Below are 12657 nucleotides of genomic sequence, written 5' to 3'. Positions count from 1 at the left end.
TGCAAAGACCGCGTCACCGTGATCACTACAGCGCCGGCTTGGCCACCATCAGCCAGTACGTCGCGAGCACCGCCGCGAAAGCCGGCCAGCCGAGCAGGAACCAGTGCCGCATCGCTGCGTGGTACGCCGGCGGCAACGGCGTGCCGTCGCGGGCCGCGCGCGCGGCGAGGTCGCGCGCGCGGTACTGCAATACGACCACCGGCAACCAGCACGCTCCCGCGACGAGGTACAACAGCATCGCCGCGCGCAGCCACGGCTCATGCCCGTCGAGTCCGGCGAGCCGCATCATCGCGAAGCCGCTCAGCGGCTGGATCACCACCGCGGGCGCCGTGAACAGCCAGTCCGCGAGCACGTTGAGGCGCGTCATGCGCGCGATCGCGCCGACGTCGCCGCTGCGATGCGTGAACCAGGTGAAGAACGCGGTGCCGAGACCCGTGCCGAACAGCAACGCGGCCGAGACGACGTGCACGACCTTGAGCAGCAGGTATTCGTTCACCGGCGTTCCTCCGTCGCGAGCAATACCGCGAGCGCGGCGAGGATCGGCACATTCTTGACGAGGCCACCGTACGGGTCGAGCCAGTACCGCGGCCAGGCGCTCCCGATCAGCACCGTGTACGCGGCGGCCATCGCCGCCATCGCCGCAAGCACGAGCCGCGGTCGCCAGCGCGACAGGCACAGCACGCCGAGGACGAGGTCGAGCGCGCCGGCCGCACGCGCGAGCCCCACCGCCGTGTGCGGATCGAGGGGCCCGCTGTCGCTCGCCGTGGCCACGGCAGCCGCAGGCAGCAGCAGCCCGAGCAGGCCCGAACCGATCCAGAGCAAGGCGAGCGTGAACCGCAGCAGCGGCAGCACGAAATACAGCCGCGCGTGCCAGCGGTCCTGCACCTGCGACGGCGTCGCCGCGAGCACGTCGGCGAGCGCGCGCGGCGGGACGCCGAATGCGTCGCTCGCATCGACGCCCCGGACGATGTTGCCGCGCTCCAGCATGCGTCGCGTCGTGCGGCCGAACGGTCCGGCGCCGATGCGCTCGCCGAGCGCGGCGGCCACGCGCACGAGCACCGCTGGGATCGCGAGTTCGACGGCGGGCGCGCAATGCAACCAGCGGCGCCACGCGACGAGGTAGTCGCGCAACGTCACCGTGTCGGGGCCGCCGACCTCGCGTGCGCCGCCCATGGGACGTTCGACCGCGGCGACGACGATGCGCGCGAAATCCTCCGCGGCGAGCGGCTGCAGCCGCTGTTGCCCACCGGCGGGCAGGAGCACGACGCCGGGCAGTGCGGCGAGCGCGCGCAACAGCGACGTGCCGCCGTACGAACCGCGCACGGAATAGACCACCGAGGGGCGCAGCACGACCGCGCCCGCATGCAGCTCGAGCGCTGCGGCGTCGAACCGGTGCTTGGACGCGACGAACGCGCCATCGGCCGGATCGCCGAGCGCGGAAACCTGCACGAGCCGCGTGATGCCTCCCTGCACCGCGGCGCCGAACAACGCGAGCGGCGCGCGCACGTGCACCGCGTCGAACGTGTCCGCGCCGCGTTCGCGCAGGATGCCCGCGCAATTGACGACCGCGTCCACGTCGGCGAGGCGCGGGCGCCAGTCGGCGGCGTCGACGTCGCGCGCGAGGTCGCAGGTGATCGCGCTCGCGTCGCCGCCACGCGGATACCGCACCGCACGCACGACCGCGTGGCCCGCCTGCTCGAGCGCAGCGGCGACGAAGGCACCGATGAAGCCGTACGCGCCCGTCACCAGCACGCGCATCGGGCGCGACTCAGACGCGGTAGCCGCGATGGATCGCGACGATGCCCGCGGACAGGTTGCGCACGTCGACGCGCGCGAGGCCGGCGGTCTCCATCATCGCCTTGAGCGTGTCCTGGTCCGGGTGCTTGCGGATCGACTCGGCGAGGTAGCGGTAGCTCGACGCATCGCCGGCGATGAGTGCGCCGATGCGCGGCAGCACCTGGAACGAATGGAAGTCGTACAGCGGCTTGAGGAACTCGGCGCGCACGGCGGAGAACTCCAGCACGAGCGCGCGACCACCGATCTTCAGCACGCGGTGGATCTCGGCGAGCGCGTTCTCCTTGCGCGTGACGTTGCGCAAGCCGAACGCCATCGTCACGCAGTCGAAGCTGCGGTCGGGAAACGGCAGCGCTTCGGCGTCCATGCGCGACCAGTCGAGCCCGTGCACGAGGCCGCGGTCGAGCAGGCGGTCGCGCCCGACGCGCAGCATGTCGCCGTTGATGTCGCCGACGACGACACGGCCGGTGCCGGTGGAGGTCGGTCGCACTTTCGGCAGCAGCAATGCGGCGATGTCGCCCGTGCCGCCGGCGAGATCGAGCACGGCGTCGCCCTCGCGCACGCCGCTGGTCGCGACGAAATAGCGCTTCCAGAGCCGGTGCACGCCGAACGACATGAGGTCGTTCATGATGTCGTACTTGCGCGCGACCGACGTGAACACTTCGCCGACGAGGCGCGCCTTGTCGGCCTCGGGCACGTCGCGATAGCCGAAGTGGGTGGTGCCTGGCTTGCCGGTCGTTTCGCTCATGGCGGGCATGGTACCGCAGGCGCGGTGCGGCCTGCGGTGCGGCCTGCGTTGCGCCGGCGCGCGCGGGCCGCATAATGCGCCGGATGCTCCGCCGGGAGCGTCGCGCCACGGGGGCGGGGGAGCATCGACATGCTGGTCTGGGGGCTGGGCGCGGTCGCGCTGATCGTGGTGGCGGCGGTGATCGTGCTGTTCAACGGACTCGTCGCCGCGCGCAACCAGGTGCGATCCGCCTGGAGCGACATCGACGTGCAGCTCACTCGCCGGCACGATCTCGTGCCGCAGCTCGTCGCCGCCGTGCAGGGCTACGCCGGCCACGAGCGCGCGACCCTGGTCCTCGTCGCCGAACTTCGCACGCGCGCGATGGCCGCGGCGTCGCTGCGCGACAAGGCGCAGCTCGAGGGCGAGCTCGCCGAGCAGGTGCAGCGCATCCTCGCCCTGCAGGAGAGCTACCCGGACCTCAAGGCGAGCGCGAACTTCCTCGCGCTGCAGCGCGACCTCGTCGCGATCGAGGACCACCTGCAGTACGCGCGCCGCTTCTACAACGGCGCGGTGCGCGACCTCAACAACCGGATCGAAACGTTCCCGTCGCTGCTCGTCGCGCGCGCGGCGAACTTCGGCGCCGCCGAATTCTTCCGCCAGGGCGAAGGCCAGGAGGCTCCACGATGATGCACGCACGGCACCTCGCCGCCTGGTTGCTCGCCGTGGCCTGCGCGTGGCCGCTCGCCGCGACCGCCGACGAACGCATCCTGTCGTTCCAGAGCACGATCGAGGTCGCGGCCGACGGCGGCATGGACGTCACCGAGACGATCCGCGTGCGCGCGGAAGGCCAAGCCATCCGCCACGGCATCTACCGCGATTTCCCGACCGACTACGCCGATCGCCTGCACAACGCCGTGCACGTCGCGTTCGAGCCTCGGGCGTTGACCCGCGACGGCGCGGTCGAGCCGTTCCATTCCGAGCGCAAGGGCAACGGCGTGCGCGTCTACTTCGGTTCGAAGGAGACGACGCTGCCGCCCGGCGAGTACACCTACTCGTTCGACTACCACACGAGTCGCCAGCTCGGCTTCTTCGCCGACCACGACGAGCTGTACTGGAACGTGACGGGCAACGGCTGGGAATTCGCGATCGACGAGGTGACGGCGACCGTCGCGCTGCCGGGATCGATCGCGCCGTCGGACCTGCGCCTCGACGCCTACACGGGCGTCCAGGGCGCGCAGGGCAAGGACTGGAGCGCACGCGCCGACGGCGAATCGCGCGCGGTGTTCGCGACCAGGCGGACGCTCCGGCCGAGCGAAGGACTGACGATCGCGGTCGGCTTCCCGAAAGGCATCGTCGCCGCGCCGACCGATCGCCAGCGCGTCGCCTGGTTCCTCGGCGACAATGCGGGCGTGCTCGCGCTCGTCGCCGGCCTGCTGCTCGTGCTCGCCTACTACGCCGTGCAGTGGTCGCGCGTCGGCCGCGATCCCAAGCCGGGCACGATCATTCCGCTGTACGACCCGCCGTTCGGCCACACGCCGGGCGCGCTGCGCTACGTCGAACGCATGGGCTGGGACGACCGCTGCGTCGCCGCGGACGTCGTCGACGCCGCCGTGCGCGGCGCGATCCGCATCGCCGACGACGGCGGCGACTACCGCATCGAGCGCGCGGGCAAGGCGGATCTCCCGCCGGTCGAATCCCGCCTCGTCGACGACCTCCTCGCCGGCGACGACGCGTTCACGTTCCAGCAGTCCGCGCACTCGCGCATCTCGAAGGCGCTCGACGCGCACAAGAGCGCGCTGAAGGCCGCCTACTCCGACAGCCACTTCCGCAAGAACACCGGCCTCGTCGTGATCGGCGTGCTGATCACCGTCGCGACGGTGATCGGCGCGGCGCTGTTCATCGGCGACGCGGGCCGCACCGCCGGCGCCGCGTTCATCCTGGTCTGGCTCGGCGGCTGGAGCGTCGGCGTGTTCGCGCTGTGCGCGCAGGTCGTGCGCGCGTGGCGGATGGCGCGGCGCGGATCGCTCGGCAAGCGCGCCGCGGCGACGGCGGGCGCGCTGTTCATCAGCGTGTTCGCGCTGCCGTTCGTCGCCGGCGAGCTGTTCGGCATCGGCGTGCTGGTGATGCTCGCCGGGGTCGCATTCGCGATCGCGATCGTCGCGCTGATCGCCACGAACCTCGTGTTCGCCTGGCTCATGAAGGCGCCGACGACGACCGGCCGGCGCCTGCTCGACCAGATCGACGGCCTGCGCCTCTACCTCGGCGTCGCCGAGCGCGACGAGATCGCCGCGCAGAAGGCGCCGCCGATGAGCGCGGACCAGTTCCACCGCATGCTGCCGTACGCGCTCGCGCTCGGCGTCGAGGAGAACTGGACGAACCTGTTCGCCGCGACGGTCGGTCCTGCCGCGGCGGCCGCGGCGGTCGCGGGCGCCGGCTGGTACCACGGCGCGTCGATCAGCAATTTCGGCGGTTTCGCGAGCGATCTCGGCTCGTCGTTCGGCAGCGCGATCTCGTCCTCGTCGAGCGCGCCCGGCTCGTCGTCCGGCGGCGGTGGCGGCGGCTCGTCGGGCGGCGGTGGCGGCGGCGGGGGTGGCGGCGGCTGGTAGGCGCGCTCAGCGCGCGAGGCCGTTCGCCGCGAGCGCGTCGAGATACGCCTGCCAGTTGCGCGCGTGGTCGCGACCGAGCTCGTGCAGCACGCCCCATGAAAACAGTCCGCTCGCATGGCCGTCGGAGAAGCGCAGCAGCACCGCGTAGTTGCCGATCGGCTCGATCGCGTCGATCGCCACGTCGTGCTTGCCCGCGACGAGCACCTTCTGCCCGGGCCCGTGCCCTTGCACTTCCGCGCTCGGCGAATGCACGCGCAGGTATTCCGCGGGCAGGCGATAACTCGCGCCGTCGTCGAACTCGACCTCGAGCGCGTGGGACGCGCGATGCAGCACGATGCGGATCGGAGTAGGTGCGCTCATCGTCGCCCGTCGCGTTCGGGGAAAGGCATCCCGCTTGCGCGGGATCGCATCAGTGCACCTTGTCGGAGAGCGGCGCGCGCGGCTGCTGCGGATCGCCCGGCAAGCCCGCGACCTGCCACAACGCGTCGAGGTAGCCGGAGCCGAAGCCGATCGAACCGAGCCCTTCGAGTTCGTACGCGCCCGTGTCGGGATACCAGCGCGCGTTCGGGTCGAGCTCGCGCAACACGAGCGCGTTCGGCTCGACCTCGGTGAGCTGGCCGACGTAGCTGATCTCGCCCTCGTCGTCCTCGACCATGTTGAGCGAGATCAGCGGCGCGTACGCCATCGCCGAGCGCGCGATCGCGGCCCAGTCGTCGAGCTCGAACTCGTCCGGCACCTTGAGCGCCTCGCCGCGCAGCGCGAGCGCCTTCTCGACGAACTCGCGCGAGGGATCTTCCTCGATCGAGCTGATGTCGGCGATCGCGACCGCGATGTAACCGTCGAAGCGCATCGCGTCACCGACTTCGGCGACGAGGCAGAAGTCGCGCGACAGCGCGACGACGTAGCCATGGATCACGCCCGCATGCAGGCGCTCGCGCAGGATGCGCAAGGGAACGCGTTGCTCGAAGGCCTCGCGGAGCTCGGCGCGCACGCCGCGCGCCTTGAACGGAACTACGGTAGTCATGGTGCTATGGTCCGGCAGTGGTGTCGTCGGCGCAAGTTCGGGCTGCGCCGGTTCACGATTTTTCTGGTTCCCAATCGCTGAACGCAGGTGCCGCCGCCCGTGCGGCGCTTCGTCGCAGGCTCCGCGCCTACAGGATGTAGCGCGACAGGTCCTCGTCGCGCACGAGGTCGCCGAGGTGCGCGTCGACGTAGGCTGCGTCGATGCGGTAATGGCGACCGCCCTGGTCCGAGGCCTCGTAGGAGATCTCGTCGAGCAGGCGTTCGAGCACCGTGTGCAGGCGACGCGCGCCGATGTTCTCGGTGCGCTCGTTGACCTGGAACGCGATCTCGGCGAGCCGCGCGATGCCGTCCGCGGCGAACTCGAGCGTGACGCCTTCGGTGCCGAGCAGGGCCGTGTACTGCTTGGTCAACGCATGCTGCGGTTCGGCCAGGATGCGCCGGAAGTCGTCCGCACCGAGCGCCGCGAGTTCGACGCGGATCGGGAAGCGGCCCTGCAGTTCCGGCACGAGGTCGGACGGCTTGGCGAGCGAGAACGCACCCGAGGCGATGAACAGGATGTGGTCGGTGCGCACGATGCCGTACTTGGTCGACACCGCCGAGCCCTCGACGAGCGGCAGCAAGTCACGCTGCACGCCCTCGCGCGAGACGCCCGCGCCGTTGAACTCGCCGCGCTGCGCGATCTTGTCGATCTCGTCGATGAAGACGATGCCGTTCTGCTCGGCGCTCGCGATCGCCTGCGACTTGATCTCCTCGTCGTTGACGAGCTTGCCGGCTTCCTCCTCGACGAGCAGCGGCCGCGCCTGTGCGATCGCCAGCTTGCGCGCCTGCGTCTTCTGTCCCTGCAACGACTGGAACATGCCGCGAAGCTGGCTCGTCATCTCCTCCATGCCAGGCGGCGCCATGATCTCGACGCCGACGTTCTGGGCGATTTCCAGCTCGATCTCGCGCGCGTCGAGCGTGCCTTCGCGCAGCTGCTTGCGCAGCTTCTGGCGCGTGTCGGAGTCGGTCGAGTCGGGCTGCTGCGCCTCGCCCGTGAATCCGTGCAGCTGGCGCCTGGGCAGCAGCGCGTCGAGGATGCGCTCCTCGGCGCGATCCTCCGCCTGCGAGCGCACGCGCGCCTTCGCCTGCTCGCGCGCCATCTTCACCGCGGCTTCGGCGAGGTCGCGCACGATCTGCTCGACATCCTTGCCGACATAGCCGACTTCGGTGAACTTGGTCGCCTCGACCTTGATGAACGGCGCGTTCGCGAGCGCCGCGAGGCGGCGCGCGATCTCGGTCTTGCCGACGCCGGTCGGGCCGATCATGAGGATGTTCTTCGGCGTCACTTCCTCGCGCAACCCGGGCTCGAGCTGCATGCGCCGCCAGCGGTTGCGCAGCGCGATCGCGACCGCGCGCTTGGCCGCATTCTGGCCGATGATGTAGCGATCGAGCTCGTCGACGATTTCGCGGGGAGTCAGTTCGGACATGGCGTAGCCGTGATTCGGGATTCGGTTCGGAGAGCGGAATGCGCAAGATGGACACGTAGAGGCCGCGCAGGCGCCCGCGTCACAACTCTTCGATCGAGACGTTGTGGTTCGTGTAGATGCAGATGTCGCCGGCGATGCCGAGCGCCTTCTCGACGATCGTGCGTGCGTCGAGGTCGCCGTTCTCGAGCAGCGCTTTCGCCGCGGCGAGCGCGTACGGACCACCCGAGCCGATCGCGATGATGCCCTGCTCCGGCTCGAGCACGTCGCCGTTGCCGGAGATCAGCAGCGAGGCGTCCTTGTCGGCGACCGCGAGCATCGCCTCGAGGCGGCCGAGGCGACGATCGGTGCGCCAGTCCTTGGCGAGCTCGACCGCGGCGCGCGTGAGGTTGGCGCCGTGCTTGTCGAGCTTCGCCTCGAACAGTTCGAACAGGGTGAACGCGTCGGCGGTCGCGCCGGCGAAACCCGCGAGCACGTCGCCCTTGCCGAGGCGGCGGATCTTGCGTGCGTTCGCCTTCACGACGGTATTGCCGAGCGTGACCTGGCCGTCGCCGCCGATGACGACCTTGCCGGCGCGGCGTACGGAGACGATGGTGGTGGCGTGGAAACTGTCCATGGTTACCGATTTGGATCCGGTCGGGATATCTGAGGGGCGATCGCTCGAATGCAAGACTCCGCGGCGGTCAATCGCGAACGATGCGAACTTCAGCGACCTCGCCGTCCCTGAAGCGCAGCACGAGCCACTCGCTGTCCATGCCGAGAAGGCCCCTTTCGGCGCCGAGCCAGTAAACCCGATCGTAGCTGCGGAATTTCGAGGTATCCGTAGGCGGTCCGAGCAAGTCGTCGATCTCGTGCCGTTCTTTCCCCACCAATATGCCCGAGTCCACGAGTCCGTCCGCCATGCGCAGTCGCGGCGCGTCCTGTGAAAACGGGACGTCGTCCCCTTCGCCCGCGCGCCAGGCCGCCCGATCGAACGAAGTCGGACCGTAGACGAAAAAATGGACGTACGCACCGCCGGCCGCGACGACCGAAACGCAAGCGGCCGCCACGACGAGTCGATTCGGGCGCTTCACGCCCCCGCCTTCCGGCGCGCGCGCGGATGCGCCGCGTCGTAGACCTTCGCGAGGTGCTGGAAATCGAGGTGCGTGTAGATCTGCGTGGTGCCGATGTCGGCATGGCCGAGCAGCTCCTGCACCGCGCGCAGGTCGCCCGAGGATTCGAGCAGGTGGCTCGCGCACGAATGGCGTAGCAGGTGCGGATAGACGCGCTTCCAGACGCCCTGCTCCTGCGCGCGCTTCTTCAGCCGCGCACGCACGCCGTTCGGCGTCAGCGGTGCACCGCGCCGCCCGCGCACGAGCGGGTCGTCGTCGCCGCAGCGGTCCTGTTCGCGCAACGCCACGAGCGCCGCGAGCGCCTTCGCGCCGACCGGCACGATGCGCGTCTTGTTGCCCTTGCCGGTCACGCGCAGCGAGCCGTCGCCCGCGTCGAGGTCGCGCCAGCGCACATCGCACAGTTCGGCGACGCGCAGGCCGCTCGAGTACAGCAGCTCGAGCAGCGCGCGGTCGCGCACGCTGTCGGGGTCGTCGCCGGGCAGCTCGACCAGCGCGGTCATCTCGTCGGTGTCGAGCACCTCGGGCAGCTTGCGCTTGACCTTGGGCGAGCGCAGGCCGGTCGCCGGATTGATCGCGACTTCGCCTTCGCGCGCGAGCCAGCGGAAGAAGCTGCGCCAGGCCGAGGCGATGCCGCGCAAGGTCGACGGCGAATAGCCGCGGCGGCGATGGCGCTCGGCGAGCACGGCCTGCGCCTGGTCGGGTTTGAGGTCGCGCCAGCGCGAGAGGCCGCGCTCCTCGGCGTGCTCGGCGAGCTGGGCGATCGCGTGCGCGTAGTGCTCGACCGTGCTCGCCGAATAGCGCCGCTCGTCGCGCAGGTAGTGCAGGAAACGATCGACCGCCGCGCCGAGGTCGGTGCCGCTGGCGGCGACCGGGTCCACGTCAGGCCGGATAGCGCGCGATCGCCGTCGAGATCGCTTCGCCGATCAGCTTGAGGAACACCGTTCCCATGCCTGGATGGAAGCGGTTCGCGTCGTTGCTGCCGATCGCGAGCATGCCGGTCGAGCCGATCGGCAGCAGCACCGCCGACTGCACTTCGCCCGCTCGCGCGGCGAACAACGCGTCGAGCTTGTCCTGCTGCAGGCGTCCGCACAGCGGCTCGGCGCGCTTGAAGAATTCGGAGAACGCGGGGAACGCAGCGGTACCCGCCGGCTCGACGATGAGCCACTCGGCGACCGGCAGTTCCGGGTCGGTACGGAACAGCACGAGGCGCACGAGGTCGGTGTGGAAATCCTCGGTCAGCGCCGCGACGACGGCATTGGTCGTGCCGGCGAGGCTGCGCGCGCGCATCAGCGCGAGCGTGAGCGTGTGCACGCGCACCATCAGCGCTTCGTTCTCGTGCGCGATCTCGACGAGGTCGTGCAGGCGGCGCGCCAGTTCGCGGTTCTTGTCGCGCAGCACGTCGAGCTGGTAGCTCGCGAGCGACGCCGCCTGGCCCTGCTCGCGCGGCAGCACGAGCGCCATCGCGATGTCGGGGAATTCGTGCAGGAATTCCGGATGGCGTCGCAGGTAGCTCGCGACGTCCATCGCGTTGAGGCCTTCCTTGATGCTGAGTTCGCTCATGACTTCCTCGTTGTTCCCGCACTGGCCGCACCGGTCGCCGGCTCCGCGATCTCGCCGTCGAACACGAATGTCGCCGGCCCGCGCATCCAGACCGGGTGGCCGGGGCCGTCCCAGTGCACCTCGAGCTCCCCGCCGGGCAGGGCGACGCGGACTTCGGCGTCGACTTTAGCGCGCCGGCGCAGCACCGCAACCGCCGCGCAGGCGCCGCTGCCGCAGGCGAGCGTCTCGCCGACGCCGCGTTCCCACACGCGCAGGCGGATCGCCGTGCGCGAGACGATCTCGGCGAAACCGACGTTGCAGCGTTCGGGGAACGCCGGCGCGTATTCGATCTGCGGGCCGAGCACCGCGACCGGCGCCGCGGCGACGTCGTCGACCTCGACCAGCGCGTGCGGATTGCCCATCGATGTCGCGCCGATCTCGACCTCGCGCCCGACCACGTCGATCGCATAGCGGTCGCTTTCGGCGGCGGCGTCGAGCGGGATCGCCGCCGGCGCGAAACGCGGCTCGCCCATGTCGACGCGCACGCTGCCGTCGCCGAGCAGCTCGACCGCGACCGCACCCGACGGACTCTCGAGCCGCGTCATGCCCGGGCCGAGCGCGCCCGCGCGCGCGAGCCAGGCGGCGACGCAGCGCACGCCGTTGCCGCACTGCCCCGCGCTCGAGCCGTCCGTATTCCAGATGCCGTAGGCGAAACGGCAGGAGGGGTCGCGCGCCGGCTCGAGCGTGAGGAGCTGGTCGAAGCCGACGCCGAAATGGCGATCGCCGAGCCAGCGGATCCCCGCGGCGTCGAGCGCGAACGGCGCGCCGCGGCAGTCGACGACGACGAAGTCGTTGCCGAGGCCGTGCATCTTGCTGAAGCGCAGCGCCATGCGCGGCTCAGGGCGTGGTGGCCGGCGCGCCCTGTGGCGGCGTGGCCGGCTTCACGAGCGGCCCCTTGTTGCCGCAGGCGGCGAGGAGCAGCAGCGCGAGCAGCAGCGCGAAACGGAGGCTGACGCGAATCGACATGGCGAAATCCGGAAACTGGACCTGGCCGGGAGTATAGCGGCCGTTCATGCGCGGGGTCGGTATGCTAGCGGCCGATCCCGCGGGGAGCCGTCCGACGATGTCGCTGACACCGTTCCTGGTCGCACTGTTCGCCTTCGCCGTGCTGTGCGCGCTGTTCGCGACCGGCCACGGCGTGCACGCGCGTCGCCGCTGGCGCGAGCGTCACCGCTTCGCGGCGACCCTGCGCCTCGCCTGGGGCCTGGTGTTCCTCGCGCTCGCGCTGCTCGGCGCGTTCGCGGGCAGCGTGCTGCTCGGCTATCGCCGACTCGCCGCGGAGGCGCCGGTCGCGCACATCGAAGCGCGCGCGCTCGGCGCGCAGCGCTACATCGTCGACGTCTCGACGCCCGACGGCGCGCACCGCCAGGTCGAACTCGCCGGCGACGACTGGCAGCTCGACGCGCGCGTGATCAAGTGGACCCCGCGCGCGGTGATGCTCGGCGCGCAGCCGCTGTACCGCCTCGATCGCATCGGCGGCCGCTATCGCGACGTCGCGCAGGAGCGCAGCGCGGCCAGGACCGCGGTCGCGCTCGACGACACGCAGTGGCCCGACCTGTGGACACTCAAGCGCTCGTTCCCGAAATGGCTGCCGTGGATCGACGCCGACTACGGCAGCGCCGCCTATCTGCCGCTCGTCGACGGCGGCCGCTACGAGGTCACGCTCGCTGCCGCGGGCGGCCTGGTCGCGCGACCGGCCGATGCCGCGACCGCGGAGAAGCTGCGCGGCGAGGGCGGCTAGGCCGCGTCGAGCGCCTTCTCGTAGCGCCGCGCGTCGGCGCCGTCCTCGTAGTAGGCCGCGAGCAGGCCGAAGGCCCGATAGCCCGCGCGTTCGTACAGGCGCTGCGCGGCGAGGTTGTCGCTGCGCACCTCGAGGCGCAGGCGCCGGCTGCAGCGCCGGCGTGCGGCCAGCTCGACCGCGTCGAGCAACACCCTGCCGATGCCGCCGCCGCGCTCGCTCGCGGCGACCGCGATCGAGTACAGCCGCGCGATGTCGCCGCCGCGGCGATAGAACACGACGGCGGCGCCGACCAGCCGGCGCTCGCGCACGGCGACGAGCACTTCCGCGCTGAGGCTGTCGAGGTGGCGGCGCCATTGGCGTTCGCTCATGCGATCGAGCGCGAACGTCGCCTGTTCGAGCGCGACGAGCGCATCGAGGTCGGCGGCGGTCGCACGGCGCACGTGCGCGGCCGCAGCGTCGACGGGGGCGGAAGCGGGAGCGGGAGCGGCGGGCGCGAGCACGGCGCGCAGCCTAGTCCGCGACGGCGCTGTCCGCAATGCGCCGAGCGTCGAGGTTCATCGTCGCTTCACCGCGGCTGAATCCCGATCGGGCC

General features: G+C 71.0%; 16 protein-coding genes. 3 read left to right on the top strand and 13 right to left on the bottom strand.

The features are described 5' to 3' along the window. Positions 1-25 precede the first annotated feature (25 nt). The 3 genes from FHW12_RS09815 to ubiE are packed head-to-tail and all read right to left on the bottom strand — an operon-like array spanning position 26 to position 2542. On the bottom strand, positions 26-496 hold the full coding sequence (locus FHW12_RS09815; protein ID WP_182530810.1) for a DUF2269 family protein: 471 nt from the start codon (positions 494-496) through the stop codon (positions 26-28). Further along, complete coding sequence (locus FHW12_RS09810; RefSeq protein ID WP_182530809.1) at positions 493-1758, bottom strand: SDR family oxidoreductase; 1266 nt, start codon at positions 1756-1758, stop codon at positions 493-495. The genes FHW12_RS09815 and FHW12_RS09810 overlap by 4 nt, the downstream gene beginning before the upstream one ends. Before the next feature lie 10 nt (positions 1759-1768). Continuing rightward, a complete protein-coding gene (gene ubiE / locus FHW12_RS09805; protein WP_182530808.1) occupies positions 1769-2542 on the bottom strand; it encodes a bifunctional demethylmenaquinone methyltransferase/2-methoxy-6-polyprenyl-1,4-benzoquinol methylase UbiE in 774 nt (257 codons plus the stop codon). A 129-nt stretch (positions 2543-2671) separates the two neighbouring features. On the opposite strand from ubiE, the gene FHW12_RS09800 reads away from it, so the two are divergent. Further along, entirely contained in the window at positions 2672-3208 is a 537-nt protein-coding gene (locus FHW12_RS09800; protein ID WP_182530807.1) for a LemA family protein, read from the top strand. Continuing rightward, positions 3205-5127, top strand: coding sequence for a DUF2207 domain-containing protein (locus tag FHW12_RS09795; RefSeq protein WP_182530806.1), 1923 nt, complete (start codon positions 3205-3207; stop codon positions 5125-5127). The genes FHW12_RS09800 and FHW12_RS09795 overlap by 4 nt, the downstream gene beginning before the upstream one ends. Positions 5128-5133: 6 nt before the next feature. Here FHW12_RS09795 and FHW12_RS09790 read toward each other — a convergent pair whose 3' ends face one another. The 9 genes from FHW12_RS09790 to lptM all read right to left on the bottom strand — a co-directional run bounded on the left by FHW12_RS09790 (position 5134) and on the right by lptM (position 11338). Next, entirely contained in the window at positions 5134-5487 is a 354-nt protein-coding gene (locus tag FHW12_RS09790) for a gamma-butyrobetaine hydroxylase-like domain-containing protein (RefSeq protein WP_182530805.1), read from the bottom strand. Positions 5488-5536: 49 nt separating this feature from the next. Beyond that, the gene (locus FHW12_RS09785) at positions 5537-6151 is read right to left on the bottom strand and encodes a hypothetical protein (protein ID WP_182530804.1); all 615 of its coding nucleotides are present in this window, start codon (positions 6149-6151) and stop codon (positions 5537-5539) included. 127 nt (positions 6152-6278) lie between these two features. Continuing rightward, positions 6279-7616, bottom strand: coding sequence for an ATP-dependent protease ATPase subunit HslU (gene hslU / locus FHW12_RS09780; protein WP_182530803.1), 1338 nt, complete (start codon positions 7614-7616; stop codon positions 6279-6281). Positions 7617-7695: 79 nt separating this feature from the next. Then, entirely contained in the window at positions 7696-8229 is a 534-nt protein-coding gene (hslV, locus tag FHW12_RS09775) for an ATP-dependent protease subunit HslV (protein ID WP_182530802.1), read from the bottom strand. Between the two features lie 67 nt (positions 8230-8296). Continuing rightward, positions 8297-8686 (bottom strand): hypothetical protein, encoded by a 390-nt coding sequence (locus FHW12_RS09770; RefSeq protein WP_182530801.1) that lies wholly within the window; start codon positions 8684-8686, stop codon positions 8297-8299. After that, positions 8683-9603, bottom strand: a complete 921-nt coding sequence (locus tag FHW12_RS09765) for a tyrosine recombinase XerC (protein WP_310735203.1) — start codon at positions 9601-9603, stop codon at positions 8683-8685. Before FHW12_RS09765 ends, FHW12_RS09770 begins: the two co-directional genes overlap by 4 nt. A gap of 1 nt (position 9604) precedes the next feature. Beyond that, positions 9605-10285, bottom strand: coding sequence for a DUF484 family protein (locus tag FHW12_RS09760; protein ID WP_182530800.1), 681 nt, complete (start codon positions 10283-10285; stop codon positions 9605-9607). Beyond that, the gene (gene dapF, locus FHW12_RS09755; protein WP_182530799.1) at positions 10282-11154 is read right to left on the bottom strand and encodes a diaminopimelate epimerase; all 873 of its coding nucleotides are present in this window, start codon (positions 11152-11154) and stop codon (positions 10282-10284) included. Before dapF ends, FHW12_RS09760 begins: the two co-directional genes overlap by 4 nt. A gap of 7 nt (positions 11155-11161) precedes the next feature. After that, positions 11162-11338 (bottom strand): LPS translocon maturation chaperone LptM, encoded by a 177-nt coding sequence (lptM, locus tag FHW12_RS21810; RefSeq protein WP_428993617.1) that lies wholly within the window; start codon positions 11336-11338, stop codon positions 11162-11164. A gap of 49 nt (positions 11339-11387) precedes the next feature. Here lptM and FHW12_RS09745 point away from each other — a divergent pair, with 49 nt between their 5' ends. Next, a complete protein-coding gene (locus tag FHW12_RS09745) occupies positions 11388-12065 on the top strand; it encodes a hypothetical protein (RefSeq protein ID WP_182530798.1) in 678 nt (225 codons plus the stop codon). Here FHW12_RS09745 and FHW12_RS09740 read toward each other — a convergent pair. Then, complete coding sequence (locus tag FHW12_RS09740) at positions 12062-12565, bottom strand: GNAT family N-acetyltransferase (protein ID WP_310735202.1); 504 nt, start codon at positions 12563-12565, stop codon at positions 12062-12064. The two genes, FHW12_RS09745 and FHW12_RS09740, sit on opposite strands and share 4 nt — an antisense overlap. Positions 12566-12657: the final 92 nt, after the last annotated feature.

The organism is Dokdonella fugitiva, from assembly GCF_014138265.1.
Classification (GTDB): Bacteria; Pseudomonadota; Gammaproteobacteria; order Xanthomonadales; family Rhodanobacteraceae; genus Dokdonella_A; species Dokdonella_A fugitiva_A.
The sequence above is the reverse complement of the archived record's forward strand: the minus strand, read 5'-3'. Positions and strand labels throughout refer to the sequence as shown.